Origin of the sequence: Rhodococcus sp. SG20037, assembly GCF_031763325.1 — a bacterium.
GTDB lineage: Bacteria > Actinomycetota > Actinomycetes > Mycobacteriales > Mycobacteriaceae > Rhodococcus_F > Rhodococcus_F qingshengii.
In genome coordinates, this window is sequence record NZ_CP134497.1 from 5,072,904 (window position 1) to 5,097,772 (window position 24,869).

Consider the following 24,869-nt stretch of genomic DNA (forward strand, 5'->3'; position numbering starts at 1 on the left):
GCCCCTATAGCTCAGTTGGTAGAGCTACGGACTTTTAATCCGCAGGTCGTAGGTTCGAGTCCTACTGGGGGCACAAACACAGACCCGGCGCCTCATTCAGAGGCGCCGGGTCTTGTGCATTCGTGCCACATCGATTCGTGCCACATGAATGCAACAGCAGGTCATCGAAGCAGGAACTCGAGGGTCACGCGCTCGAATGCCTCCTTGGCTTCGATCATCACCCAGTGCCCGCAGTTCGAAAATACATGCAGTTCGGCGTTCGGAATCAGTCGCATCGGAATCATCGGCATGTCCGGTGGACACTGCCGATCATCGAGCCCCCATGTCAGCAAGGTCGGGCATTGCACCTTGTGCATCATCGACCAGTACGGCGGCACATCCGAGTTGGACATCATCTGCTGCTGAGCGGCAAAGGCTTTGGATCCGTACATCGCGGTCAATGCCTGGTGCGAGGCCGGATCGTTGGCCGTTTGCCATCGTTCCTCGATCCGCTCCTCGGTGATCACGGATCTGTCGTAAACCATGCACTCGAGCCAGCGAACCAACTTCTCACGGCTGGGAGCGTCGGCGAATTCCTGGAGGAGACGCGTACCTTCGCTCGGGTTCTGACTGAAGATGTTCGGGCCCACGCCTCCGATGGTGACCAATCTGCGGACGCGGTCAGGGAACCTCATCGCGACGTTGACCCCGACAACTCCGCCCATCGAATTGCCGATCATCGCAGCGGATTCGATTCCCAGCGCATCCATGAATCGAACCACCGCCGAGGTTGCCGTGAGAACTGGATGACCGTCGACGGCATCGCTCACGCCGAACCCCGGGAACTCCAGGAGGTAGCAGTGGAAGTGCTTTGCGAACACCTCGAGGTTCCCCCGATAGTTCCGCCAACCACTCACACCGATCCCTGAGCCGTGCAACAGGATCAACGGCGGACCATCGCCCGCCTCGTGATAGCGCAAAGTCCCCTTGTCAGTAGCGACTTCGCGTTTGGTCCCCTCATAGGTCACGTCCATCACGCAAGATTAGAACGTGTTACAGATCCAGGACGGCTGATTGCGGAACTTCGCAACCACCGTCAGAAGCATCCCCCGCTGCCTCGACGCCCACTGCGATTCGTGGACTTCTGCTCGCTCGGTTTCGACTTCCCCGTCCCGGCCTTCACACACCGGTTGGGGCGCCGCACCTGCTCGAAGTGCCCGGCGCTCACCACATGACCGGCCACGCTGACCTTGACCGGCGCGTCCGCGCGGGCGGTTCCGACTTGCGCCGATCCCAACGTCAGGGCGCAAGCAGCCACAACGACCAGCGCTACCTTCTTCGAGATCTTCATATGCACGGCCACTTCGACACGGGTCCACTCCAGATGCTGAACGGGTGCGCGCACCGAAGGAACACGCTCGGCGTCGACGATATTCAGTCAGGGTGGCCGGCCGCGATCCTTTTGCTCACCAGCATCTGAACAGTCGACGACAAAAGTTTTGGCGGCACGTCAACATCCCGAGGGCGTCAACGAGCCGACGCCCAACGTACGCACCGTTACTGAGAAATCCGTAAATCCGGGCAACCACACAGCGACGGGCGTGGACGTTCGCGTTTGGACTCGCTAAGCCACAATCAAACGCCGAACCGCCTCGACTGCCGCCTCCCGACGTCGAGGGATGGAACGAGACGACTTGAGCGCGAGCATCCGGGCGATATCCGTGATCAGCAGGATCAACTCCGTGGGATTCCACGCGGGGTCGATGTGCCCCTCGAGCTGCCCCTTGCGGATTTCCGCAACTTTAGGCCGGAAGGTCTTGCTTCGTATGTCGTCCTCGCTCATGACGTCCGGCGCTTCGAGATCCGCCCATTGCTGCAATCGGGCGTTCTCGGGATGGGCAACGTAGTTGTCGAAGAGGCGACCTGCATAGCCCGGCAAGTCGTCACCTCGAAGTGCTGTCTCCGCTGTTGTTTCGGACGTCCACTGTTCGGTCACGGCAGCGAACAACTCTTCCTTGCTTGCGAAGTACGCATAGAGACGGTCTTTGCTGGCACGCGCTTGCGCGGCGATCCGATTGATCCGCGCGCCGGCCAGCCCGTACGTGGCAAATTCGTCCTTTGCGGCCGCCAGAATGCGGTCCCTCGTAGCTTCCCCTGCTGAGCGCATGTTCACAGCCTAGAACGAATCGACCGTTGCCGAACCATCCGGTTCGGCGTAGCGTGCAGAGTTGACGAACAATTTGGTTCGCGAACAAGTCGTGCCACTTACCGTCAACTCGAGGAGAGACATGAATCTCGACGAAGCCCGAACTGCTTTCGCCCGGCTCCGTGCTGCGGAAAGTGGTGTATCACCAGCAGAACTCGACGAAGTGTGGGCCGCGCTGGAAACCGTCGCCGCCGAAGAAATCCTCGGCGAGTGGAAGGGTGACGACTTCGCCACCGGTCACCGTCTTCACGAAAAGCTGTTCGCGAGCCGTTGGTACGGCAAGACCTTCAACTCGGTCGAGGACGCCAAGCCGTTGATCTGCCGAGACGAAGACGGCAACCTCTACTCCGACGTCAAGAGCGGCAATGGCGAGGCAAGTCTGTGGAACATCGAGTTTCGTGGCGAAGTCACGGCGACGATGGTCTACGACGGCGCGCCGATCTTCGACCATTTCAAGAAAGTCGACGATTCGACGCTCATGGGCATCATGAACGGAAAATCGGCGTTGGTTCTCGACGGCGGACAGCACTACTACTTCCTGCTCGAGCGAGCGTGATTCGCGCCGAACAGAATTCGAGATTCTCCATGCAGATGACAGCGGCGCTCTCACACGGCCCGCACTCCCCCTTCACACTCGACACCGTTGAAATCGACGAACCCCGCGCAGACGAGATCCTGGTTCGCATCGTCGCTACCGGCCTGTGCCACACAGATCTGTTCACGAAGTCGGTGCTACCGGAAAGGCTCGGCCCCTGCGTGTTCGGGCACGAAGGGGCGGGGGTGGTCGAGGCCGTCGGCTCGTCGATCGACAGCATTGCGCCCGGTGATCACGTGTTGCTGAGCTACCGCAGTTGCGGTGTGTGCAGGCAGTGTCTCAGCGGCCATCGGGCGTACTGCGAAAGCTCACACGGGCTCAACAGCTCTGGCGCACGCACCGACGGCTCGACGCCGGTCCGGCGAAGCGGAACTCCGATACGGTCCGCATTCTTCGGCCAGTCCAGCTTCGCGGAATACGTCATCGCCACTGCCGACAACACCGTCGTCGTCGATCCTGCGGTGGACCTGACCGTCGCGGCTCCCCTCGGCTGCGGATTTCAAACCGGCGCGGGTGCCGTGCTGAATCTACTTCGCCCCGAGCCCGACTCGACGTTTGTCGTCTTCGGAGCCGGCAGCGTCGGACTCGCAGCGCTACTGGCAGCGAGGGCTGCCGGCGTTTCCACCCTGGTCGCCGTGGACCCCGTTGCGCAGCGGCGCGCACTCGCCGAGGAATTCGGCGCCGTCACTGTCGATCCGACCACCGAGGACGCGGTCGAAGCAGTACGCGCCGCCACCGACGGAGGTTCGACACATTCCCTCGACACCACCGGAATCGGCTCCGTGATCAATCAAGCCGTCACATCACTTCGAGCACGGGGAACACTGGCGGTAGTCGGACTCGGAGCGTCCACGGTCGAGATGAACATGGCCGACATCATGCTGAGCGGAAAGACAATTCGAGGATGCATCGAAGGAGAGTCGGAAGTCTCGACGTTCATCCCCGAACTCGTCGAACTCTACACTGGTGGCCGGTTTCCGATCGACCGCTTGGTGACGCGCTACGCCTTCTCCGACATCAACAAAGCCGTCGAAGATCAAGCGTCGGGGCGCGTCATCAAACCCGTTCTCGTGTGGTGAGGGGCGAAATGTCTCATTCGTCGACCCGACGGAATTCGCCCTAGACTGCGCTCCTGCACTAGACGTCGGAGCAAGGTGGGGACGATGACAGAACACACCAGTACAGGCGCGGGCCACGGCCGGGCCGTAATGCCGATCATCCGGATGCGCGCACGCAGCCGCGACGAGGACCATCGAGCATCGACGCCACTCGAACTGTTCTTCGACCTGTGTTTCGTGGTTGCAGCCGCACAGGCCGGAGTTCAACTGGTGCATGCTGTCGCCGAGGGCCACTACGCCGACGGCATCGCCGGCTATATGTTCGTCTTCTTCGCGCTGTGGTGGGCGTGGGTGAACTTCACCTGGTTCGCGTCTGCCTACGACACGGACGACGTCCCCTACCGGGTCGCGACCTTCGTACAGATTTGTGGCGTGCTCGTCTTCGCCGCCGGAATCCCCGACGCATTCGACGGAACCGACCGTACGACGGCCATCGTCGGCTACCTCATCATGCGAATTGCGCTCACCTGCCAATGGCTTCGAGCCGCCAGCGGTGAATCCGGTGCAGCGCGAACGACTGCTCTGCAATATGCCGCCGGGCTCGTGATCGTCCAGGCCGGCTGGATCGTGCTGCTTCTGATGCCGGCGTCGGCGTGGATTCCGGGCTTCTTCGTTCTCATGATCGCCGAACTCGCGGTGCCGGCGATCGCCGAACGCAACCACCAGACGCCGTGGCACCCGCATCACATCGCCGAACGCTACGGCCTCTTCACCATCATCATGCTCGGCGAAACCATCGCTGCCGCGACCATCGCGGTCCAATCCGGCATCCGGGATTTCGACGCCGCCGATCTACTGATTCCGATTGCCGTCGGCGGAGTTCTGATCGTGTTCTCCGCGTTGTGGATCTACTTCGCCGTCCCGATCCACGAGTACCTCGCAGACCAAGGCAATCGCGCCGTCCTGTTGTGGGGATACGGGCACTACTTCGTATTCGGATCCGCTGCGGCCATCGGCGCCGGCATCGAAGTAGCCGTCGAGGAAGCAGTTGGCGAAGCGCACATTTCGACGTTCGCAGCATCTGCCGCGGTCACGATTCCGGCCGCGATGTTCCTGATCTTCGTGTGGCTCATGCATTCACGCCACTTCAAGCGCGACAGAATCGAGCAGGCCGTTCTACCGGTGAGTGCAATCCTGGTTCTCGCCTGCACATTTGCCGGACACTGGGCTGTCCCGCTCGCCGGACTGGTGGCGGCGGGAACCGTCGGAGTCGGTGTCGGCCTGAGTACTCGGTCGAAGAGCTGACTCAGATTTCCGGAGCCGGAGCCTCGCCCTTGCTCTGCGGCTCGTGCTGCTTGAGCTCACCGCGCATCTTGTCGAGATCCTTTCCACGCTTTTTGTACATGTAGCCGAGCGCGACAAGTCCAAGGAACAACGCAACGCCCAGGACGGCACCGACAACGGATGCTCCGCGGAATCCGGGGCCGTCGACGTCGAGGATCCGCTCGCCCGCATGCGCAGCGTTGTTGTTGCCGAGAACAACTGTCAGAGAGAGCAGATTCGGCAGCGCGAAGATCACACCCAACGCGAGAGCCGTGATCTGCATGATTCGAGCATGCTTGCGCTTGCGCACCTGCCAGACCGCCCGGAAGAAGATGAGCGGGACCAGGGTGCACACGAGACCGAACAGCAGCCCCCACGCGATTCCGGCGCTGAAACTGCCGTTCGCCAACGACGCAATGCGCTGCGCCCACCAACGCGGAAGGAAGGCGGCAAGGATGAAGTAGGCGATGACCAGGACCACCGCCATCACTGCGATCCCGATGGCCTTCTTCGCCCACGGCGGCATGCCCGGTTTTGCGGTGGCCGGTGAAGTTTCCGGTGTCGTCATGACAATTCCTCGTCTAGTCGGCGTCTGTACTGACGAATCTATCCGTTACGGGCGTTCCTCATCCGCATCGAGAACGATCCGGGCAAGCCGCTTCGGCGCAACGAGGGTGAACGAGGTGTAGATCCACTCCTCCAGTTGCGACCATTTCTCCTCGGAAACGTCGGTGCCGATGTCGAGTGCAACCCACCCGTGTCGACCGAGTCCGTAGCCCGCAGCACTTGCGCCTGGTTCGGTGGCCACCACCGCTTCGGCTTCCTCCTTGCTCAGCTTGACGGTCAAGGAGGTGGCTTCGAGGTTGCAGAACACGAAATTCTTGCCGCGGACCCGGAACGTCGGGTGGCCGTCCCACGCTTCGATGTCGACGCGCTCCGCTTCCGGCAGCGACAGCGAGATCTCTTCGAGTCGACGCATGTTGTCGGGCATGGAGACGATTCTGCACGCCCGATACCGAGCTTGACACCCGCGACACAGCTAGGCTCGGCGACGACCGCGTCACCGAACTCCGAACACAGGGAGACTGGCATGCGCACGTTAGTTCATCTCGTTCTGCTCATTTGTGGAATCGCCGTTGCCGTCGGCTCGTTCATGTACGTACTGGCCGGGGTCAAACCCGACAACGTTCGCCTCGAGGACCTGCGGGACGGCTTTCCGGCCGGGTGGGCAATCGAGCAACTCGGCGATCAGTCCGTGACCTTCTACCGGTCGATGGCGATACTTCTGCTCGCCGCCGCCGTATTGATTCTGATCGCCGCATTATTCGGTTCTCGCATCGCAGCATGGATCGGAATTATCGTGGGATTGGGGACTCTTGGCACGTTCTACTACCGCGTGAACGATCAGTTCGACAATGTCATCAGGGAAAACTACTCCACGATCCTGACAAATCAGACAGGATTCATTCTGACGGCCGGCGGACTGATTCTCGCTCTCCTAGCGTGCCTGGTCCCCCGCGAGAAGACCCGAGCCTGACCGCTCGGCAACCGGAGGGTTACCGTCGACGCCGACATTCACTAGTGTCTGCAACAGCCGGGTACTGACGAGTAGTACCCCAGAAGAGGTAGGGCATCAATGGCATCGCTTGACGACCTTCTATCCCAGATCCCCATCGACCAGATCGCGCAGCAACTCGGCGTCGACCAGGCAACTGCCGAATCGGCGGTCAAGACTGCACTTCCGACCCTCGTCGGTGGCCTCGGCGCCAACGCGCAGGATCCCGCCGGTGCAGCCTCGCTGGAAAGCGCGTTGCAGTCTCACGCCGACACCAGCCTTCTCGACGACGGCGTCGACATCAGCAAAGTCGACACCGCTGACGGTCAGAAGATCGTCTCGAACATCTTCGGCGGCAACACCGATCAGGTCGCCAGCGCACTCGGCGGTGTCGGTGGCGGCGGTGGAAACGATCTGGTGAAGCAGTTGCTGCCGATCCTCGCTCCCATCGTCCTGGCTTACCTCGCCAAGCAGTTCACCGGTGGCGGAGCCGGCGCGCAGACCCAGACCTCCGGTGGCGGCGGACTCGGGGATCTCCTCGGCGGAATTCTCGGCGGCGGCGGCAATTCCGGCGGCGGCATCGGCGGAGCACTCGGCGGAATCTTGGGCGGATCCGGGGGCGGCGGCCTCGGAGACCTGCTCGGCGGCCTCCTCGGCGGCGGCAAGAAGTAATACGCTCGACAGATTCGCACTGCGGCGATCCCGTTCGGGATCGCCGCAGTGCTCGGTTCAGTCAACCGTCGAAGATCGAAACATCCTCAGTGACAAGGCAAACGCAACCAACAGCAGCGCGCCCACAAAAGTACTGACCCCGACCCAACCGCCACCCGCGTATGCAAGACCCGCGAGGGCGCCCGCCACGGACGAACCCGCGTAGTAGGCAAACAGATACAACGCCGACGCCTCGGCCCGGTGATCGGTAGCGATCAGCCCCACCCAACCGCTGGCCACCGAATGTGCGGCGAAGAATCCTCCGGTGAAGAGCAGCATCCCCACGAGCGTCAACGCCAGATTGTCCGGAACGGTCAGTGCCAGGCCGATACCGATGACGACAACCGACCCGAGCAGCACGCTGCGCCTACCCAGTCGGTCAGAGGCCCCGCCGGCTACCGCCGAGGTGAAAGTTCCGGCAAGGTAGAAAAGGAACACCAGGCCCACAAGCGCTTCGGGAAGGCCGAAAGGTGCTGCCGTGAGCCGAAACCCGAGGAAGTTGTAAATCGACACGAAGCCGCCCATCAGGATGAATCCCAAAGCGAAGAGTGTTCGCAGCGACGGGTTCGCAAGGTGGCGTCGTAGATTCGACGCGATCGTGCGCGCCGATATCGGTTGCGGGCGAAAGAACTTCGACGCGGGAAGCCGCCGGATCATGTTGAGCGCGAACAATGCCGACAGCGCGGACGCAGTCAACAGCGCCCAACGCCACGTACTGAAATCGACGACGGCCGACGGCACGAGCCGTCCGATCAGCCCACCGATCGTCGTGCCGGCGACGTACCTTCCCATCGCTGCACCGAGGTCCTTCCGATCGACCTCCTCGGCCAGATAGGCCATCGCCACCGCCGGGACACCGGCCAGAGCCAATCCTTGTGCTGCGCGTCCGACCAGCAGAACCTCGATCGTCGGACTCAGCGGCAGAAGTAAACCGATCACACAGGACGCCGACGCCGACGCGATCATCACCCGCGTGCGACCGAAGCGCTCGGAGAGCGCACTGGCCGGAATGATTGCCAACGCCAACATGCCCGTCGTCGCCGAGACGGACAGCGCAGACACCGCAGGCGAGACGTGGAAGTCTTCGGCGAACGCAGGCAGCAGCGCCTGTGCCGCGTACATCGAGATGAACGTCGACAGCCCGGCCGCGAACAACGCAACGGTCACGGTTCGATATCCCGATGTTCCGCGGCGAAGCGGCATCACTTCGGATTCGATCACATTCTCGACAGTCACCACGTACCTCCAGGCATCACTTACCTCCGGCAAGAATCCTCCCGCCCCGACTTGGCAAAAGAAAATGCATAAACTTGGTGTTCTATATGCTCTGGGGGTATATAGATTGGGTTCGTGATGCTGACCGAAGACCTCGAATGGTTTGTCGTGCTCGCCGAAACCCAACAGGTGACCGCTACCGCGGATCTGACTCACCTGTCGCAGCCGACCCTTTCGCGCAAACTCGCTCGCCTCGAACGACAGATCGGCGTGACACTCTTCGACCGTCAGGGACGCCGACTCGAACTGAACCGGTACGGCGAGATCCTCTATCGACATGCTCGCATCGCACTGCGTGCCCTCGACGCCGCGCAGACCGAAATCCAGTCGCTGGCGAGCCCCGAGAGCGGCACGGTCCGACTCGACTTCCTCCACTCGTTCGGCACCTGGTTGGTGCCGCACATGCTGCGCGGATACCGCGTCGAGTATCCCGGAGTGCGATTCGAACTGCATCAGGACAGCGCGCAGTTCCTGGTCGACAGAATCGCCGCCGGCACGTCCGACCTGGCCGTCGTCTCGCCTCAGCCGCGCGATCCGCAGGTGGCGTGGATGCAGATCGCCCAGCAGTCACTGGCATTGGCTGTTCCGGCTGATCATCGCTTTGCGAAGTTGCATTCGGTCGAGCTTGCGGACGCGGCCGACGAACCGTTCATCGGTATGCATCCGAACTTCGGGATGCGAAGAATTCTCGATGAACTGTGCGCGGCCGCAGGATTCACTCCGAATTTCGTCTTCGAGAGCAGCGAGCTGGCAACGGTCGGCGGACTGGTCTCCGCGTCCTTCGGTGTCTCGGTCATGCCGGTTCAGGATCCACCGATCTGGGCCGAAGGAGTCGTCTATGTACCGATCGAAGGAGCACAGCGAAAAATAGGGCTGATCTGGTCGAAGAGTCGCAAGCTGTCCGATCCCGCCCGGACGTTCCGCGACTACGTCGAAAGAACGACTTGGTAGTGAAAGTGCCCCCGGATAACTACGGATCGGTAACATCCCTCGAGGGGAGCAATTTTCATGCCATTCTTTTCAAACCTACGGTGCCGTAGGCTGGGGCGAAGTCGCGCATTCACTCAACATGGAGGCAAGAAATGACGAGGATTCTGACGCAGCTGGAGCTGCTACAAGAGCTGCAGCCGGTTGCCGAGGAGAACGTCAACCGCCACATCTCCATGGCCAAGGAATGGCATCCACACGACTACGTTCCGTGGGACGAGGGCCGTAACTTCGCAGCCATGGGTGGCGAAGACTGGAGTCTCGAACAGTCACAACTCGGCGAGGTAGCTCGCGCCGCGATGATCACCAACCTGCTCACCGAGGACAACCTGCCGTCGTACCACCGTGAGATCGCCGAGAACTTTTCGCAGGACGGTGCCTGGGGAACGTGGGTCGGCCGGTGGACCGCCGAGGAGAACCGCCACGGCATCGTGATGCGTGACTACCTCGTCGTCACGCGCGCAGTCGACCCCGTCGAGCTCGAGCGCTTCCGCATGGAACACATGACAAACGGTTACAGCGCACCCATCGACGAGGGCGACGCCGGCCTGCTGCACTCGGTCGCCTACGTGACCTTCCAGGAACTCGCGACGCGCGTCAGCCACCGCAACACCGGCAAGGCCTGCGACGAGCCGATTGCCGACAAGATGCTTCAGCGCATCGCCGCCGACGAGAACCTGCACATGATTTTCTACCGCAACATCTGCGCCGCCGCGCTCGATCTTGCTCCCGATCAGGCGCTCAAGGCTGTGGCGAACATCGTCCAGAACTTCCAGATGCCCGGTGCCGGCATGCCGAACTTCCGCCGCAACGGCGCCCTCATGGCCAAGCACGGCATCTACGACCTTCGCCAGCACCTCGACGAGGTCGTCTGGCCTGTCCTGCGTAAGTGGAACATCTTCGAGCGCAACGATTTCAGCGCCGAAGGCGAGAACACGCGCGAAGAGTTGGCGGCCTTCCTCGAGACACTCGCCGCCAACGCGACGAAGTTCGAGGAACAGCGCGATCGCATGCTCGCACGCGAAGCCGCCAAGCGCGAACAGCAGGCTTCTTAGTTTCACCAGCTATTCTGTGCCCGGTACCGGATTCGGTACCGGGCACTTCCAATTGTCACAAGTATTTGTTCAGAGGTAGACATGTCATCCCTTCGTATCGGTTCACTCGAGCTGCACAGCCCCGTGGTCCTCGCACCCATGGCGGGCGTCACCAACGTCGCCTTCCGCACGCTGTGCCGTGAACTCGAACTCGAACGTGCAGGCAGCACGTCCGGGCTCTACGTCTGCGAGATGGTCACCGCCCGCGCGCTCGTCGAACGCCAACCCGCCACGATGCACATGACCACGTTCGGTCCGACCGAAACGCCCAGGTCGCTGCAGCTGTACACCGTCGACCCGGATACGACTTACGCCGCGGCCAAGATGATCGTCGACGAGAACATGGCCGATCACATCGACATGAACTTCGGCTGCCCGGTACCCAAGGTGACCCGCAAGGGCGGCGGATCGGCGCTACCGTACAAGCGTCGACTGTTCGGTCAGATCGTCGCGGCAGCCGTGCGCGCCACCGAAGGCACCGACATTCCGGTCACCGTCAAGATGCGCGTCGGCATCGACCCCGAACATCACACGCACCTCGACGCAGGCCGGATCGCCGCAGCTGAAGGCGCCGCTGCCGTCGCACTTCACGCACGTACCGCGTCGCAGCGCTACTCCGGCACTGCTGACTGGAACGAGATCACGCGCCTCAAGGAACACGTCACCGACGTGCCGATCCTCGGCAACGGCGACATCTTCGACGCCTCGGATGCTGCCCGCATGATGAACGAGACCGGCTGCGACGGCGTCGTCGTCGGACGCGGCTGCCTCGGACGGCCATGGCTGTTCGCGGAACTCAGCGCAGCTCTCAACGGACAACAGATCGCCACGCCGCCGACGCTCGGCGAAGTCACCAAGATCATCGCCCGTCACGCCCAACTGCTCGCCGCACATCACGGTGAAATGAAGGGTCTGCGCGAACTTCGCAAGCACGTCTCCTGGTACATGCGTGGGTTCCCGGTCGGATCGGATCTGCGGGTCTCGATGGCTCTGGTCAGCACGTTGTCCGAACTGGACGATCTGCTCGGACAGCTCGACCACGACGTCCCGTTCCCCAAGGACGCCGAAGGCCCGCGCGGACGCCAAGGCTCACCCGGTCAGGTAGCACTCCCGGAAGGTTGGCTCGACGATCCCGAAGACGACCTTGTGCCGGTGGGAGCTGACATGATGCACTCGGGTGGCTAGCGAAAACACGCCGTCGGATTACTCACATCACTTTCTGAGTGAAGCACTCAGGATTCACCAGTAATATGGCTCCAGCTTCGTCGACAACCGGTTGACGCCGGCATCTGAATGACGAGTTACTGACAGTCGACGACGGGACAGGTTGCATCGGTGGGTGATGATCACGATTCGGGCCCACCTCCGCCCGAGAGCCGCGCCCCCTGGGAACGTCCGCTCGCAGACAAGCGCTTCCGCAACGCCCGACCGGACCAACCGGCAACGCCCCAGCGCCCTGCCACACCCCAGCGACCAACACCGCAACCACCCAGTCCCCCGGAGCGTCGCAGCAGTGGACGTACCGGGCGACGGGACTCGCCTCCGACCGACGACTCTGTTTCGGTCGCCGAGTTGGTCCGTCGGGTAGGCGACAAGAAGCCGCCACCAGCCCCGGCTACGCCGCCCAAGCCGGCGCCGAACAAATCCGTAACACCCAAGACTCAATCTTCAGCAGCGTCGTCGCCGCCCCCCGCCCGGCCGATTCCCGCCCGTCCGACCGTTCCGCCCGCCGCTGCGGACTGGATCACCGAAGAACATCCCGTCACCTCCGCAGTGCCGCGGGTAGTCGGTGACACCGGCGCCACTCGTCTGGCGCAAAGCAAGATTCGCCGCCGCCATCGCGCAAAAGTGATCGGCCGATCGGCAGTAGCGTTCCTGGCCGTCATGTCTCTCGCATTGACCGGCGTCGTGTGGGGCTATCTGCGCTCGGTCGAAGGCGGATTCGATCAGATTGCGGCACTCGACACCGAGTCCGACGACATCATCGACGCCGGTGGTCAACTCGGCGACGAGACGTACCTGATCATCGGCACCGATACCCGCGCCGGTGCGAGCGGTGAGATCGGCGCCGGAACCGTCGAAGACGCCGAAGGCGCCCGAGCCGACACGGTCATGCTGGTGAACATTCCCGCCGACCGAAGCCGCGTCGTCGCCGTCTCCTTCCCGCGTGACCTCGACGTCGAACGTCCGATCTGTCAGGGATGGGACAACGACGCCGGCAAGTACACCAGCGAAACCTTCCCGGCAGCGAGCGGGGACAAACTCAATGCGACGTACGCACTCGGTGGCCCCAAATGCCTGGTCAAGGTCATCCAGAAGATGTCCGGCCTGAAAATCGGGCACTTCGTCGGAATGGACTTCGCCGGTTTCGAGCGCATGGTCGACACCGTCGGCGGTGTGAACGTCTGCTCCCCCGGACCGATCGAAGACGGCATCCTCGGAACCGTCCTCGCCTCCGGCGGCACGCAGATGCTCGACGGCCGTACCGCCCTCAACTACGTGCGTGCTCGCCACGTCGAAGCCGAGGGCAACGGCGACTACGGGCGCATCACCCGTCAGCAGAAGTTCCTGTCTGCGCTGCTCCGCTCGGCCCTGTCCAACCAGGTCCTCCTGAATCCGAGCAAGCTCAACGGATTCATCAACGCCTTCACCAGCGACACGTTCGTCGAAAACATCGACACCAAGTCACTGGTCACCCTCGGTCGCTCGCTCCAGAACGTCGACGCAGGCGCGGTCACGTTCTTGACGGTCCCCACGGACGGCACCAACGACTGGGGCAACGAGATTCCTCGCACGGACGAGATCAAGTCCCTCTTCCAGGCGATCATCGACGACGATCCGCTTCCGGGCGAAGAGCGCGAGGACACCACACCGTCGTCGACCAGTTCCACGACAACCGCTCCTACGTCCAGCACGCCGCCGGCCGCCACTTCCGTCGAGGCAATGAGCGCCTACAACATCTCGGTCGACGTCTCCAACGCCTCGGGAATCGCCGGGCAGGCCGCGACGATCGCCGACAGCCTCGCGGCTTACGGTTTCCAGATCTCCACGGTCGGTAACTTCAGCGCAGCCACCGGCCTGGCGAATGCTCAAGCGTCGACCACCGTCGTGCGCTACGCCGCAGGTTACGAGGCTGAAGCGGTGACGGTCGCGTCGTCGATTCCCGGCGCGGTTCTGGTTCTCGCTCCGAGCATGGGAGACATGATCGAGGTCGTCGTCGGAAGCAATTTCGCCGGCACCGTCGTCGCCCCCGCGGACCCGGGAACCATCCTGGCGGCAAATCCGACGTCGGTCGACACCAGCACCTCGACGGCTCTGCCCGCCGACATCGCCAGCGTCAACGCCGGCGACACCACCTGCGACTGACACGCGTTCATTCACCTTGCGTTCACCTGGTGCTTGTGACTTGGTCTTTCACGGCACGTAGGCTCTGACCTCATGCGCGTGGCTTACAACGAACAGATGACCGAGCTTGCAGACACGCTCGGCGAGATGGCAGGACTGGCAGGTGCCGCTATGGAGCGCGCCACCCAGTCCCTGCTCCAGGCAGACCTGTCCCTGGCAGAACAAGTAATCGGCGAACACGACAAGATCACCGAACTCAGCACCATCTGCGAGGAGCGCGCGTTTGCGTTGCTCGCCCTGCAGGCTCCCGTTGCCGGAGATCTGCGCTCGGTGGTCAGCGGAATCCAGATCGTCGCCGACATCGACCGCATGGGCGCACTCGCCCTGCACGTCGCCAAGATCGCGCGCCGCCGACATCCCAACCACGTGCTTCCCGAAGAGGTCAACGGCTACTTCGCCGAGATGGGACGCATCGCTGTCTCCATCGGTGCGGCCGCCAAGGTCGTCCTCGAGACCCGCGACCCCGAGCGCGCTGCCCGTCTGCGCGAAGAAGACGAAGCGATGGACGACCTCCACCGCCACCTCTTCACCGTCCTCATGGACCGTGAGTGGAAGCACGGCGTTGCCGCCGCAGTCGACGTCACGCTGCTCGGCCGCTTCTACGAGCGATTCGCCGACCACGCCGTCGAGGTCGGCCGACGTGTCATCTTCCTGGTGACCGGCAAGCTGCCCGAAGAGCCCGAAACCACCGAGAAGGTCGACAACCTCACCTCGTACCCGGATCTCTGAACCCAACCGTCCACGTGAGTAAAAGGCGGCCGCGCACTTGCGCGGCCGCCTTTCCTATTCAGTTCTCGTGCAACCAGGTTTCCAACGTGGGTCCTGCAGTTGTCGATCCCGGCGCGGGCAGCAACGCCCCACCCTTCATCGCCTTACCCGCTCCCGGCATCGAGATCGGGATCAGCCACTTACATCGGCCACGGTATTTCAAGATCTCGCGCGTCATGGCCGGGATCTCGAGGACCTCGGGCCCGGCCAGGTCCGGAGCCCTCCCGGTCGGACCGTTCTGAGCGCAGGTCACGAGCGCCTCGGCAACGGTCTTCGCTGCCACCGGTTGTGACCGCATCCGGGGAACCATCGCGATCGGCCCCAGCCCGAAGAGCGCGATCGTCTTCTCGCCGAACTCGAACCACTGAGTGGATCGCAGGATCGTGAAGGGAATACTCGACGCTTCCACCGCGCGTTCCTGCGCAGCCTTCCCCTGGTAGTAACCGAAGGACTTCAATCGCGGATCGTCGCAGTTCACGATCGAGAGCAACACGTGGTGCTTCACGCCGGCCCTGGCTTCGGCCGCGGCGATGTTCTTCGCTGCCGTCTCGAAGAACTCGATCGCCTTCCTCGCACTGTTGGTGACATGATCACTCACGTCGACGACCACGTCGGCGCCGGAAAATGCTTCGTCCAACCCCGCACCCGTAGAGATGTCGACTCCCGTCGATCGAGCGGCAGCGACCACGTCGTGGCCCCCTGCCTTTGCCTGCTCGACGACCAGCTTTCCCATCTGGCCGGTTCCGCCCAGAACAACAATTCGCATGATGCCTCCGTCAAACCTGTGCGCCCGGCTCTCTTCGGCCTGGTCACATACTGGACGACGCAGCCTCCCGAAGTGTGACGGTAGGGCGAATCAGTCGGTGTACTCCTGCGAAACTCGCCCACGCCACTGCGACCAGATCGGATCCAACGCTGCGCTCGCCTCGTGTGCGTGATCGGCAACGGCCCGTGCCAGCATCCCTGCTCCCGCCAGCGGCGTCACGTGCCCTTCGACGTCGTCGGTAGTCTTCATCCCCAACAGCATGGTCGTACCGAGCACGCGATGGCCACCGAGAATTCCCGGCAGCGAACGGCCCGGCACGCTACGCAGGTCGAGAGTTTCCACGAGCAGCGCGTCACCGTCGACGGTAATGCGCTGATCCGAGCGAAGGGCACCGCCGGTTTCGCCGGTCCGGCCGAATACGATCATCTCGTCGAGCAGCGCAACGGCATCGGATTCCAGTGAAATATCCACGCGCCTGGTCACATCCGCGCCGCCGGCGACGACAAACGGTGCCGCACGCCAGATCAGCGCCGCACCGGCACCGACGCTCGCCGAAGCCGACCACGACGCCCGGCCACCGCGTGCGTTGTACGCGACGGTCCCGGACGGCTCGATCACCTCGAGACACGTACCGGGTGCGACCACGAAGTCGATACGCAGGTCGTCGCCGGCCAACAGCGTTGCGCTGTGCCCTACCAGGGCAATTCGCACGGTGAGCCCGCGAGCGTCGACGAACCGCGGGGCCAGGAAGTCGCCCGAGATCAGCTCTCGCGCAACAGCGGTGTCACCCACTCTCTCGACGACGACCCGCGTAGCTCCGGTGCGCATCAGTGAGCGTGAGAGTGGCTGTGCCCGTGACCGTGTCCGTGGTCTTCTTCATCGGCATGGAAGTGCGGCGCCATCGGCCCCGGATCCTGCGGGGTGTGACTACCCGCACGGTGAGCTGCGATGACCTGGCGAAGCCACGCACTGAGTTGGTCGATCGTTGAGTGATCCTTCTGGCTGAGCGCGAGAACGGGAAGTCCGTCACGCGCGGCCGTGGCATCGGCAACCATCTGGACCGCGTCGACGTCGACGTGCGGGGCCAGGTCGATCTTGTTGACCACCAACAGATCTGCCCGCTCGATTCCGGGACCGCCCTTGCGTGCGACGTCTCCGCCGCCCGCGACGTCGATGCAGAAGATCTGGGCGTCGACCAGTGCCGGGCTGAACGTGGCGGTCAGGTTGTCACCGCCGCTTTCCACGATCACCATGTCGAGGGGATGGAACTGACGCTCGAGGTCTTCGACCGCAATGAGGTTCGGCGTGACGTCGTCACGAATAGCCGTGTGCGGGCACGCACCGGTCTCGACTGCGACGATGCGCTCGATCGGCAGAACGTTGGCCGCGCGCAACAGTCGCGCGTCCTCGTCGGTGTAGATGTCGTTGGTGACCACCGCGATCTCGTACTCCGCCGCGAGTTCGCGGCAGATGGTGGCGATGAGGGTGCTTTTGCCGGTGCCGACGGGGCCGGCAACGCCGAGCCTCAAACCTCTTGCAGCAGTGGTGGTGTTGTTCAGGTTGTCAAGCACGGAAAATCCTCCTGGATCGAGCGTGGTGTTCGAGTGACCATTGTTCGACCAACGGCCCTGTTGTTGCGGGTATATCTGCGACGCCCTCGACGGCTACGGCAGCCGCGGCGACGGTTTCGATGGTCGGGGCTGCTCGGAGCAACCATTCGACCGGTTCTGCCGGATCCACCGGCAGTAGCTTCAATGCCGCCGACGCCACCGTTTGGGCGTCGTCGTACAAACAAGATCTGGCTGCCTGTAGGTCGTCCATCCCGGAGACCGCCGTGAAGACGCCCAACGCGAGCGGACGCATCGGATGCCCAGGCAGCGCCATGAGCATCTGCACCGCGGGGTGCTGCGGCCACAATCGCGACGCCAGTCTCGCCAGCCCACGGCCGAGCTGAATCGACGCCTCACGCAGCGGTGCGCTGGGAGTCCGAGCGAGCAGTTCCCTCGAGATGTCCTCGAGTTCGCCTGCACTACCCTCACTTACGGCCCAGCGGCGCGTGACCACCGTTGAAGCGGCCTCGACAAGTCCGACTGTTTCGAGTCGACCGCGAATGAAGTCAGGGACCTGACTCTGCAGGAGTCCGCCCGCCAGTGCCGGTTCCAACCCCGACGAGTGCGCGTGACCGCCGGTAGGCAGACGCCCATCTGCCAAGAGCATCGATGCTATCTCGGCAGATGCCGTCTCGATCGACATGGTTTCAGAACAGCATGTAGCGCTGAGCCATCGGCACCACGTCAACGGGGTTGGGCGCGATCAGGTCGCCGTTGACCTTGATGGCAAACGTCTCCGGATCGACGTCGATGGACGGCAGCGCCGTGTTGTTCGGCATGTCCGCCTTGGTGAGGTGTCTCGTCGGACGAACACCGGTAAGGGTGCGGGTGAGACCGAGACGATCGGCCAGACCGTCCTCGATGGCCATCGGAGAGACGAACGTCGTGGACAGGTGCGGGGCCGATCCCGGAGTCGCCGCGATGGCCGGGCGAACGAACACCGGCTGCGGGGTCGGGATAGCAGCATTCGGATCACCAAGCGGCGCAGCAACTATCGCCCCGCCCTTGATCACGGCAGAAGGACGGACTCCGAAGAACGCGGGATCCCACAGCACCAGGTCCGCCATCTTCCCGGCCTCGACCGAGCCGATCTCGTGATCGATACCGTGCGCCACCGCGGGGCAGATCGTGTACTTGGCGACGTAACGCCGCGCACGCTCGTTGTCGGCCGGCATGCTGGTGCCCAGCTTGCCGTACTGGGCCTTCATGACGTGAGCCACCTGCCATGTCCGCAGGGTCACCTCACCGATACGGCCCATCGCTTGGGCGTCGGACGAGGTGATCGAGATGGCTCCGATGTCGTGCAGAAAGTCTTCTGCTGCAATCGTTGTCGGCCGGATCCGGGACTCGGCAAAGGCAAGATCCTCCGGAACCCGGGGATTGAGCGCATGACACACGATGAGCATGTCGAGGTGCTCGGCAACCGTGTTGACGGTATGCGGCAACGTCGGATTGGTCGATGCTGGAAGAACGTTCGGCTCACCGGCGGTCACGATGATGTCCGGCGCGTGCCCGCCGCCGGCGCCTTCCGCATGGAATACGTGGATTCCGCGTCCGGCGATCGCGTCCAAAGTGTGCTGTACGTAACCGGTTTCGTTGAGACTGTCCGCGTGCAGCGCTACCTGGAGGCCGAACTCGTCGGCTGCTCGAAGAGCGGCGTCGATCGCGGCCGGAGTGGAACCCCAGTCCTCGTGAACCTTGAATCCGCCTGCGCCCGCGAGAGCTTCCTGGCGCATGGCCTCATGGCTGACGGTGCTGCCCTTGCCGAGAAGAAGGACGTTGAGCGGGATGTGGTCGAGGGCGCGGTGCATCATCGTCAGCGACCAGGCGCCGGGTGTGACGGTGGTTGCCTTGCTTCCCTCGGTGGGACCCGTTCCGCCGCCCGCCACCGTCGTCGTACCGGTCGCGAGCGCCTCCATCATCTCGATTTCACTGAGGAAGTGCACGTGAGTGTCGATCGCACCCGCGGTGAGGATCTTTCCCTCACCGGCGATCACGTCGGTGCTCGGCCCGATGAGCAACTTGGGGTGCACGCCATCCATGATGTCGGGGTTACCGGACTTGCCGATCGCAACGATGCGTCCGTCGCGAATTCCCACGTCTGCCCGGACGATTCCCCAGTGATCGAGAATCACCGTGTTGGTGATGACGACGTCGAGAGCACCCTGGTCGCGAGTGGTCAGGCCCTGGCCCATCGACTCTCGGATGCTCTTACCGCCGCCGAAGACCATCTCGTCGCCGGTCGCGGTGTAGTCGTGCTCGATCTCGATCCACAGATCGGTGTCGGCCAAACGGATCTGGTCACCTGCGGTCGGGCCGTACAGGGAGGCGTAGCCGCGTCGATCGATCCTGCTCATTCGGCTGTCCTCTCAACTGTCGTCGCGGCGTCGTCCGGTGAATCCGCCTCGACTGGAACATCACTCACACGCACGTTCACCGAGGACGCTCGCAAAGGTTCTTCGACCTCGACGCCGGGCGTGCCGAACGGCATGACGGTCTTGGGCTCGCGCGCATGTGTCGGTAGGTCTTCGTCCGGCACGATCTGCAGGCCCGGAACCCTTTTGAGTCCGCCGAGCGCGATCAGTGTCACCGTTCTGCTGACCCCGGGTTCGAACCGAACCGACGTTCCCGAGGGGATGTCGAGCCGGAAGCCGTCTGCCGCTTCGCGATCGAAGGTCAACGCCGGGTTGGCCGCGGGAAGGTGGAGATGTGAACCGATCTGAATGGGGCGATCGCCGTCGTTGACGACGACCATCGTGATCTTCTCCGCGTCCGTGCCGAACTCGAGCGGTTCGGTGGACACACGTACTTCGCCGGGAATCATCGAATGGGCTCCGTCACGGTGACCAGTTTGCGACCGTCCGGGAAAGTGGCCTCCACCTGGACGTTTGCAATCATCTCGGGTACCCCTTCCATCACGTCGTCGCGGGTGAGCACTTGCCGACCGGCGTTCATCAGTTCCGCAACCGTCATTCCGTCACGCGCGCGCTCGAGAATCCAGCACGAGATCAGTGCCATCGCTTCGGGGTAGTTCAGCAGTACCCCGCGCTCGCGGCGGTCACGGGCGACCATGCCCGCGACGCTCAGGAGCAGCTTTTCGGTATCTGAAGGGGTGAGGTGCACTGACAAGCCCTTCCGGTTGTGAAACGACATCGATCGACAGCGTGCTGTCGGGCCGAGATTAGCATTGTCCGAAGCGTCGTCAGTATCCACGAGATTCACGTCGTCGGCTACTTCAGCGCCCACTCGGCGCACTTGCGCTGCTCATCGAATTATTCGGGCGCCCAACGACGCTCAGCTCTGCGCACCGGAGTGGGAACTATCACCACAACCAAAAAGTTTCACCCCCGTCTCCTGTTGGAAACGGGGGTGAAACATGATCGTGCAGGGTTGATCCCGGGACCTATCCGAAGCGGCCGGAGATGTAGTCCTCGGTGGCCTTCTGCGTCGGGTTCGAGAAGATCTTCTCGGTGTCGTCGATCTCGACGAGCTGACCGGGCTTGCCGGTTGCCTCGAGGTTGAAGAATGCCGTCTGGTCACTCACACGCGCAGCCTGCTGCATGTTGTGCGTGACGATGACGATCGTGAAATCCTTCTTCAGCTCGGTGATCAGGTCTTCGATCGCGAGAGTCGAGATCGGGTCGAGCGCGGAGCACGGCTCGTCCATGAGCAGGACGTCGGGCGAGACCGCGATGGCACGCGCGATGCACAGACGCTGCTGCTGACCGCCTGAGAGGCCGCCACCGGGCTTGTCGAGGCGATCCTTGACCTCGTTCCACAGGTTGGCACCGCGCAGCGAACGCTCGGCCACCTCGTCGAGCTTCTTCTTGCTGCGCTCGCCCTGCAACTTCAAGCCCGCGACGACGTTGTCCTTGATGGACATGGTCGGGAAGGGGTTGGGTCGCTGGAACACCATGCCGATGGTCTTGCGAACACCGACCGGATCGACGTTCGAGCCGTAGATGTCCTCGCCGTCGAGCAGCACCGAACCCTCGACGCGCGCACCGGGAATCACTTCGTGCATGCGATTGAGTGAACGGAGAACGGTGGACTTGCCGCAACCGGACGGGCCGATGAAGGCGGTGACGCTCCGGGGCGGGACGGACAGGCCCACATCGGCGACGGCGTGGAACTTGCCGTAGTAGATGTTGACGTCCTTGAGATCCAGACGCTTGGCCATTACCGGCTCCCTACTGAGTTGTTGACGCTGTTGAGTACGAACATGTTCCGAGGCCGCATCACTTACTTCTGACCTGTGAGAAGTGACCGATCAGCTTCGCGACGATGTTGAGGATCGCGATCAGCAGGATCAGGGTCAGTGCTGCGCCCCAGATGCGGTTGGTGCCGGCGTCGGTGGGGTTGTTCATCTCGGCGACCATGACGGAAGGCAGTGTGCCCATTTCGCCGTTGAACAGGTCGAAGTTGATGAACGGTGCGTAGCCGACGAGGATCAGCAGCGGTGCGGTCTCACCGAGCACGCGGGCCAGGGCCAGCATGACGCCGGTGATGATGCCGGGAAGTGCCGTCGGCAGAACGATTTTCGAGATGGTCTTCCACTTCGGCACACCGAGCGCGTACGACGCCTCTCGCAGATCCATCGGGACGATGCGCAGCATTTCCTCGGTGGAGCGGATGACGACCGGGACCATCAGAAGGACCAGAGCCAGTGACACCGCAAACGCGGACTTGGGGAAGCCGAAGGTCGCGATCCACAGGGCGTAGATGAACAGCGCAGCCACGATCGACGGAACACCGCTGAGGATGTCGACCATGAACGTGGTCAGCTTGCCCAGCTTCGACTTCCGGTCGGCGTACTCCACCAGGTAGATCGCGACGAAGATACCGAGCGGGATGGAGAAGACCGCGCACACGATGCCTTGCAGCAGGGTGCCGATCAAGGCGTGATAGATACCGCCGCCGTCGGCCGACGCCGTCAATCCGCTCAGCGAGTTGGTGAACCAGGTAGGCGACGTCAGAGCGGGCAGGCCCTTGGCGATGACCGTGAAGAGCACCCAGACCAACGGGATGAGCGCGATGACGACTGCCAGGCTCACCAGGATGGTCGCGATGACGTCCTTGGCACGACGACGAGCGCCGACGCCTTGGAAAGTGGGGGCCTTGACCGGCCGGTCCAGAGTGGAGGTCATGGGTCAGTCCTTCTTTCCGGCGATCACTGCGCGGGCAGCCGCGTTGACGACGAAGGTCAGTACGAACAGCACCAGTCCGGCCGCGATGTACGCGCCTGCCTGGATGTCGTTGTTGAACTCCGCGTAGCCGAGGGCGATCTTGGAGGCGATGGTCGAGCCGCCGTCGAACAGCGACCAGCCGAAGGCCTGAGAGGTGGTGCGCAGGATCAGGTAGAGCGCCATCGTCTCACCGAGTGCGCGTCCGAGACCGAGCATCGAGCCGCTGATGTAGCCGGACTTACCGAACGGGATGACCGTGGTGCGCACAACTTCCCAGCGCGTGGCGCCGAGGGCGAGTGCGGCTTCGATCTGTGATCGCGGGGTCTGGATGAACACCTCGCGGGTCACTGCGGTGATGACCGGAAGGATCATCACGGCGAGGACGATGCCTGCGGTGAAGATGGTGCCGCCGCCGGTGATCGATCCGCTGCCGTCGGCGAAGAGCGGGAACCAGCCGAGAGTGTCGTTGAGCCACACCGCGACCGGGGTGATCGCCGGAGCGAAGACGAGAAGTCCCCACAGGCCGTAGACGATGGACGGCACAGCTGCCAGAAGGTCGATCGTGTACGACAGTGGCCGCGTGAGCCACTTGGGTGAGTACGAAGTCAGGAAGATCGCAATGCCCAGTGCGATCGGCATCGCGAGCACCAGTGCGAACAGCGAGACCAACACCGTGACCTGGAAAAGATCGAGGACACCGAACGCCATCGCGTTGATGTTCTGCGTGACCCATTCACGGCTGGTCAGGAAGTTGACCTGGTTCCGGCTCAAAGCAGGAACAGCACGCCAGATCAGGAACGCGCCGATCGCCGCGATGACAACCGTGATGAAGATTGCCGAACCGGAGGCGAGCGAGCTGAAGATGCGGTCACCCGGACGGGTCACCGTCTTGCTGTTGCCGCTACCCGGACCGTCACCCTTCGGAGGATGCTCGGTTTCTGGAGCCTTGGTGGAAGTAATCGTGTCCTCCGTGGTGCCGTTCGGACCGCCCACCCCGGCCCCGCTGGTTGCGGGGCCGGGAGAACGAGATGTCGAGGTGATGGGCGCGTCACTCATGCGCGCTCACTTCCTTCACGTCTGAATGTAGATCCATGAGCTTGTCCGCACGAGTCTCTAGGTCAGCTGATTGCCGTGATGGACGCGTTGAGGCGATCCTGGACGTTGGACGGCAGCGGGACGTAACCCTGCTCGGCCAGGTTGGCCTGACCCTCGTTGGCCGCGCTCGTCAGGAACGACTTCACTGCTGCGGAGGTGTCCGCGTCGTAGCCCTTGGAGCAGACGATCGAGTACGTGGCGAGAACCAGCGGGTAGGCGCCGGCTTCGTTGGTCTTGAAGATCGACGCGAGGTCGAGCGTCAGGTCGCCGGTTGCGTCGGACTTGAACTTCGCGCCTGCGATCGACTTCGCGGCCGTGTCGTTGGTCAGTGCGACTGCCTCGGAGCCGGTGTTGATTTCGGCAACCGAGAGCTTGTTCTGATCGGCGAACGACTTCTCGACGTAGGTGATCGAACCCGGTGCCGTGGCAACTGCCTGTGCAACGCCCGCCGAACCCTTGGCGCCCTCACCGACGCCACCGGTGAAGTCGGACCCTGCGCCCGACGTCCAAGCACCGTTCGATGCCGCGTCGAGGTACTTCTGGAAGTTGTCGGTGGTACCCGAGGAATCGGAGCGGATCACGGTGGTGATCTTCTCGTCGGGAAGCGATGCACCGGAGTTGAGCGCGGCGATTGCCGGATCGTTCCACTTGGTGATGCCGCCGTTGAAGATCTTCGCGAGAACCTCTGCGTTGAGAACGAGCTTGTCGACGCCGTCGAGGTTGTATGCAACTGCGATCGGGCCGAAGACGAGGGGAAGGTTCCAGGCTTCGCCGCCGACGCAACGCTCCTTGGCCTTGTCGGCCTGCTCGTCCTTGATGGCCGAGTCGGAGCCGGCGAAGTCGATCTGGCCGGCGATGAACTGTGTACGACCGTCGCCCGAACCGCTGGGGTTGTACGCGACGTTGACCGTCTTGCCCTTTTCCTGGCACACGGAGATGTAAGTGGCGACGAACTGGTCCATGGCGTTCTTCTGTGCCGAGGAACCAGCGGCAGAGAGGTTGCTCTTGCCTTCGCACGTTGCGTTCGATGCGGACGCGTCCACACCCGTCGACGACGAGTTGTTGTCGCTGCCACATGCGGCCAAGGTCATGGCGCCCACGGCCACTACACCAAGCAGGGCACCACTGCGCTTGAGATTCACCAAGATCCTCCGGAAATCGCTACCGCCACGCCCACGATCGGGCGGCGACATGAGACGCAGAATGATTGAAATCTGCATCAGGCAACACGGCGCTGCCCACAGAGAAAAGTAGGC

At 62.9% G+C, this 24,869-nt stretch carries 27 protein-coding genes and 1 tRNA gene; 11 read left to right on the top strand and 17 right to left on the bottom strand.

All coding sequences use genetic code 11. The annotated features are described in order from the left end of the window. Positions 1-73: transfer RNA gene (locus RHP72_RS23200), tRNA-Lys, on the top strand. Between the two features lie 88 nt (positions 74-161). Here RHP72_RS23200 and RHP72_RS23205 read toward each other — a convergent pair. The 3 genes from RHP72_RS23205 to RHP72_RS23215 form a co-directional block, all read right to left on the bottom strand. Then, positions 162-1,013: an alpha/beta fold hydrolase gene (locus RHP72_RS23205; protein WP_311093872.1), complete on the bottom strand. Its 852-nt coding sequence runs from the start codon at positions 1,011-1,013 to the stop codon at positions 162-164. A 62-nt stretch (positions 1,014-1,075) separates the two neighbouring features. Then, complete coding sequence (locus tag RHP72_RS23210; RefSeq protein WP_136470805.1) at positions 1,076-1,384, bottom strand: hypothetical protein; 309 nt, start codon at positions 1,382-1,384, stop codon at positions 1,076-1,078. A gap of 219 nt (positions 1,385-1,603) precedes the next feature. Next, positions 1,604-2,146: a TetR/AcrR family transcriptional regulator gene (locus tag RHP72_RS23215; protein ID WP_030535258.1), complete on the bottom strand. Its 543-nt coding sequence runs from the start codon at positions 2,144-2,146 to the stop codon at positions 1,604-1,606. 121 nt (positions 2,147-2,267) lie between these two features. On the opposite strand from RHP72_RS23215, the gene RHP72_RS23220 reads away from it, so the two are divergent. From RHP72_RS23220 to RHP72_RS23230, 3 genes are all read left to right on the top strand, one after another. Continuing rightward, positions 2,268-2,741: a DUF4334 domain-containing protein gene (locus RHP72_RS23220; RefSeq protein WP_007733878.1), complete on the top strand. Its 474-nt coding sequence runs from the start codon at positions 2,268-2,270 to the stop codon at positions 2,739-2,741. A gap of 29 nt (positions 2,742-2,770) precedes the next feature. Next, complete coding sequence (locus tag RHP72_RS23225) at positions 2,771-3,859, top strand: NAD(P)-dependent alcohol dehydrogenase (RefSeq protein ID WP_311093873.1); 1,089 nt, start codon at positions 2,771-2,773, stop codon at positions 3,857-3,859. Between the two features lie 84 nt (positions 3,860-3,943). After that, positions 3,944-5,143 carry a low temperature requirement protein A gene (locus RHP72_RS23230; RefSeq protein WP_075834255.1) on the top strand — a complete coding sequence of 400 codons (1,200 nt, stop codon included), beginning with the start codon at positions 3,944-3,946 and terminating at the stop codon, positions 5,141-5,143. A gap of 1 nt (position 5,144) precedes the next feature. Here the strand turns inward: RHP72_RS23230 and RHP72_RS23235 are convergent, their stop codons facing one another. Together RHP72_RS23235 and RHP72_RS23240 are read right to left on the bottom strand one after the other, a co-directional pair. Then, a complete protein-coding gene (locus tag RHP72_RS23235; RefSeq protein ID WP_003940111.1) occupies positions 5,145-5,729 on the bottom strand; it encodes a hypothetical protein in 585 nt (194 codons plus the stop codon). 45 nt (positions 5,730-5,774) lie between these two features. Next, on the bottom strand, positions 5,775-6,152 hold the full coding sequence (locus RHP72_RS23240) for an MmcQ/YjbR family DNA-binding protein (RefSeq protein WP_020908916.1): 378 nt from the start codon (positions 6,150-6,152) through the stop codon (positions 5,775-5,777). Positions 6,153-6,251: 99 nt separating this feature from the next. On the opposite strand from RHP72_RS23240, the gene RHP72_RS23245 reads away from it, so the two are divergent. Both RHP72_RS23245 and RHP72_RS23250 read left to right on the top strand, forming a co-directional pair. Beyond that, the gene (locus RHP72_RS23245; RefSeq protein ID WP_003939955.1) at positions 6,252-6,698 is read left to right on the top strand and encodes a hypothetical protein; all 447 of its coding nucleotides are present in this window, start codon (positions 6,252-6,254) and stop codon (positions 6,696-6,698) included. A 99-nt stretch (positions 6,699-6,797) separates the two neighbouring features. Beyond that, on the top strand, positions 6,798-7,388 hold the full coding sequence (locus RHP72_RS23250; protein ID WP_118603199.1) for a DUF937 domain-containing protein: 591 nt from the start codon (positions 6,798-6,800) through the stop codon (positions 7,386-7,388). A gap of 57 nt (positions 7,389-7,445) precedes the next feature. Here the strand turns inward: RHP72_RS23250 and RHP72_RS23255 are convergent, their stop codons facing one another. Then, positions 7,446-8,630, bottom strand: a complete 1,185-nt coding sequence (locus RHP72_RS23255) for an MFS transporter (RefSeq protein ID WP_168798803.1) — start codon at positions 8,628-8,630, stop codon at positions 7,446-7,448. A gap of 147 nt (positions 8,631-8,777) precedes the next feature. Between RHP72_RS23255 and RHP72_RS23260 the strand changes: the two genes are divergently transcribed. The 5 genes from RHP72_RS23260 (at position 8,778) to phoU (ending at position 14,917) form a co-directional block, all read left to right on the top strand. Beyond that, a complete protein-coding gene (locus tag RHP72_RS23260) occupies positions 8,778-9,653 on the top strand; it encodes a LysR family transcriptional regulator (protein ID WP_080726688.1) in 876 nt (291 codons plus the stop codon). A 131-nt stretch (positions 9,654-9,784) separates the two neighbouring features. Beyond that, a complete protein-coding gene (locus tag RHP72_RS23265) occupies positions 9,785-10,744 on the top strand; it encodes an acyl-ACP desaturase (RefSeq protein ID WP_003940492.1) in 960 nt (319 codons plus the stop codon). Positions 10,745-10,825: 81 nt separating this feature from the next. Beyond that, entirely contained in the window at positions 10,826-11,968 is a 1,143-nt protein-coding gene (dusB, locus tag RHP72_RS23270; protein ID WP_003939756.1) for a tRNA dihydrouridine synthase DusB, read from the top strand. A 150-nt stretch (positions 11,969-12,118) separates the two neighbouring features. Further along, positions 12,119-14,149 carry an LCP family protein gene (locus RHP72_RS23275; protein WP_064073420.1) on the top strand — a complete coding sequence of 677 codons (2,031 nt, stop codon included), beginning with the start codon at positions 12,119-12,121 and terminating at the stop codon, positions 14,147-14,149. 72 nt (positions 14,150-14,221) lie between these two features. Beyond that, entirely contained in the window at positions 14,222-14,917 is a 696-nt protein-coding gene (gene phoU, locus RHP72_RS23280) for a phosphate signaling complex protein PhoU (protein ID WP_003940130.1), read from the top strand. 58 nt (positions 14,918-14,975) lie between these two features. On the opposite strand, the gene RHP72_RS23285 is transcribed toward phoU, so the two are convergent. The 11 genes from RHP72_RS23285 to pstS form a co-directional block, all read right to left on the bottom strand. Then, the gene (locus RHP72_RS23285; RefSeq protein ID WP_311093874.1) at positions 14,976-15,722 is read right to left on the bottom strand and encodes an SDR family oxidoreductase; all 747 of its coding nucleotides are present in this window, start codon (positions 15,720-15,722) and stop codon (positions 14,976-14,978) included. Between the two features lie 90 nt (positions 15,723-15,812). Continuing rightward, complete coding sequence (locus RHP72_RS23290) at positions 15,813-16,550, bottom strand: urease accessory protein UreD (RefSeq protein ID WP_311093875.1); 738 nt, start codon at positions 16,548-16,550, stop codon at positions 15,813-15,815. After that, a complete protein-coding gene (ureG, locus tag RHP72_RS23295) occupies positions 16,550-17,293 on the bottom strand; it encodes an urease accessory protein UreG (protein WP_311093876.1) in 744 nt (247 codons plus the stop codon). The genes RHP72_RS23290 and ureG overlap by 1 nt, the downstream gene beginning before the upstream one ends. Continuing rightward, positions 17,286-17,975 carry an urease accessory protein UreF gene (locus tag RHP72_RS23300; RefSeq protein WP_007733855.1) on the bottom strand — a complete coding sequence of 230 codons (690 nt, stop codon included), beginning with the start codon at positions 17,973-17,975 and terminating at the stop codon, positions 17,286-17,288. The genes ureG and RHP72_RS23300 overlap by 8 nt, the downstream gene beginning before the upstream one ends. A gap of 4 nt (positions 17,976-17,979) precedes the next feature. Beyond that, the gene (locus RHP72_RS23305) at positions 17,980-19,689 is read right to left on the bottom strand and encodes an urease subunit alpha (RefSeq protein ID WP_030535249.1); all 1,710 of its coding nucleotides are present in this window, start codon (positions 19,687-19,689) and stop codon (positions 17,980-17,982) included. After that, positions 19,686-20,156: an urease subunit beta gene (gene ureB / locus RHP72_RS23310; RefSeq protein ID WP_007733849.1), complete on the bottom strand. Its 471-nt coding sequence runs from the start codon at positions 20,154-20,156 to the stop codon at positions 19,686-19,688. The genes RHP72_RS23305 and ureB overlap by 4 nt, the downstream gene beginning before the upstream one ends. Further along, positions 20,153-20,455 carry an urease subunit gamma gene (gene ureA, locus RHP72_RS23315; RefSeq protein ID WP_003939800.1) on the bottom strand — a complete coding sequence of 101 codons (303 nt, stop codon included), beginning with the start codon at positions 20,453-20,455 and terminating at the stop codon, positions 20,153-20,155. Before ureA ends, ureB begins: the two co-directional genes overlap by 4 nt. 280 nt (positions 20,456-20,735) lie before the next feature. Then, positions 20,736-21,512 (bottom strand): phosphate ABC transporter ATP-binding protein PstB, encoded by a 777-nt coding sequence (pstB, locus tag RHP72_RS23320; RefSeq protein ID WP_003939968.1) that lies wholly within the window; start codon positions 21,510-21,512, stop codon positions 20,736-20,738. Positions 21,513-21,570: 58 nt separating this feature from the next. Further along, positions 21,571-22,479, bottom strand: coding sequence for a phosphate ABC transporter permease PstA (pstA, locus tag RHP72_RS23325; RefSeq protein ID WP_003940100.1), 909 nt, complete (start codon positions 22,477-22,479; stop codon positions 21,571-21,573). Positions 22,480-22,482: 3 nt separating this feature from the next. Further along, positions 22,483-23,574 carry a phosphate ABC transporter permease subunit PstC gene (gene pstC, locus RHP72_RS23330; protein WP_007733846.1) on the bottom strand — a complete coding sequence of 364 codons (1,092 nt, stop codon included), beginning with the start codon at positions 23,572-23,574 and terminating at the stop codon, positions 22,483-22,485. Between the two features lie 62 nt (positions 23,575-23,636). Beyond that, positions 23,637-24,755: a phosphate ABC transporter substrate-binding protein PstS gene (gene pstS / locus RHP72_RS23335; protein ID WP_003940482.1), complete on the bottom strand. Its 1,119-nt coding sequence runs from the start codon at positions 24,753-24,755 to the stop codon at positions 23,637-23,639. Positions 24,756-24,869: the final 114 nt, after the last annotated feature.

Coding starts and splice junctions, on each gene's coding strand:
- RHP72_RS23220 (WP_007733878.1), top strand. CDS start 2,268: ATGAATCTCGACGAAGCCCGAACTGCTTTCGCCCGGCTCCGTGCTGCG.
- RHP72_RS23300 (WP_007733855.1), bottom strand. CDS start 17,975: ATGTCGATCGAGACGGCATCTGCCGAGATAGCATCGATGCTCTTGGCA.
- RHP72_RS23225 (WP_311093873.1), top strand. CDS start 2,771: ATGCAGATGACAGCGGCGCTCTCACACGGCCCGCACTCCCCCTTCACA.
- RHP72_RS23245 (WP_003939955.1), top strand. CDS start 6,252: ATGCGCACGTTAGTTCATCTCGTTCTGCTCATTTGTGGAATCGCCGTT.
- pstA (WP_003940100.1), bottom strand. CDS start 22,479: ATGACCTCCACTCTGGACCGGCCGGTCAAGGCCCCCACTTTCCAAGGC.
- phoU (WP_003940130.1), top strand. CDS start 14,222: ATGCGCGTGGCTTACAACGAACAGATGACCGAGCTTGCAGACACGCTC.
- RHP72_RS23250 (WP_118603199.1), top strand. CDS start 6,798: ATGGCATCGCTTGACGACCTTCTATCCCAGATCCCCATCGACCAGATC.
- RHP72_RS23265 (WP_003940492.1), top strand. CDS start 9,785: ATGACGAGGATTCTGACGCAGCTGGAGCTGCTACAAGAGCTGCAGCCG.
- RHP72_RS23240 (WP_020908916.1), bottom strand. CDS start 6,152: ATGCCCGACAACATGCGTCGACTCGAAGAGATCTCGCTGTCGCTGCCG.
- RHP72_RS23205 (WP_311093872.1), bottom strand. CDS start 1,013: ATGGACGTGACCTATGAGGGGACCAAACGCGAAGTCGCTACTGACAAG.
- RHP72_RS23290 (WP_311093875.1), bottom strand. CDS start 16,550: ATGCGCACCGGAGCTACGCGGGTCGTCGTCGAGAGAGTGGGTGACACC.
- dusB (WP_003939756.1), top strand. CDS start 10,826: ATGTCATCCCTTCGTATCGGTTCACTCGAGCTGCACAGCCCCGTGGTC.
- RHP72_RS23235 (WP_003940111.1), bottom strand. CDS start 5,729: ATGACGACACCGGAAACTTCACCGGCCACCGCAAAACCGGGCATGCCG.
- RHP72_RS23255 (WP_168798803.1), bottom strand. CDS start 8,630: ATGCCGCTTCGCCGCGGAACATCGGGATATCGAACCGTGACCGTTGCG.
- RHP72_RS23305 (WP_030535249.1), bottom strand. CDS start 19,689: ATGAGCAGGATCGATCGACGCGGCTACGCCTCCCTGTACGGCCCGACC.
- RHP72_RS23230 (WP_075834255.1), top strand. CDS start 3,944: ATGACAGAACACACCAGTACAGGCGCGGGCCACGGCCGGGCCGTAATG.
- RHP72_RS23215 (WP_030535258.1), bottom strand. CDS start 2,146: ATGCGCTCAGCAGGGGAAGCTACGAGGGACCGCATTCTGGCGGCCGCA.
- ureB (WP_007733849.1), bottom strand. CDS start 20,156: ATGATTCCCGGCGAAGTACGTGTGTCCACCGAACCGCTCGAGTTCGGC.
- pstC (WP_007733846.1), bottom strand. CDS start 23,574: ATGAGTGACGCGCCCATCACCTCGACATCTCGTTCTCCCGGCCCCGCA.
- pstB (WP_003939968.1), bottom strand. CDS start 21,512: ATGGCCAAGCGTCTGGATCTCAAGGACGTCAACATCTACTACGGCAAG.
- RHP72_RS23285 (WP_311093874.1), bottom strand. CDS start 15,722: ATGCGAATTGTTGTTCTGGGCGGAACCGGCCAGATGGGAAAGCTGGTC.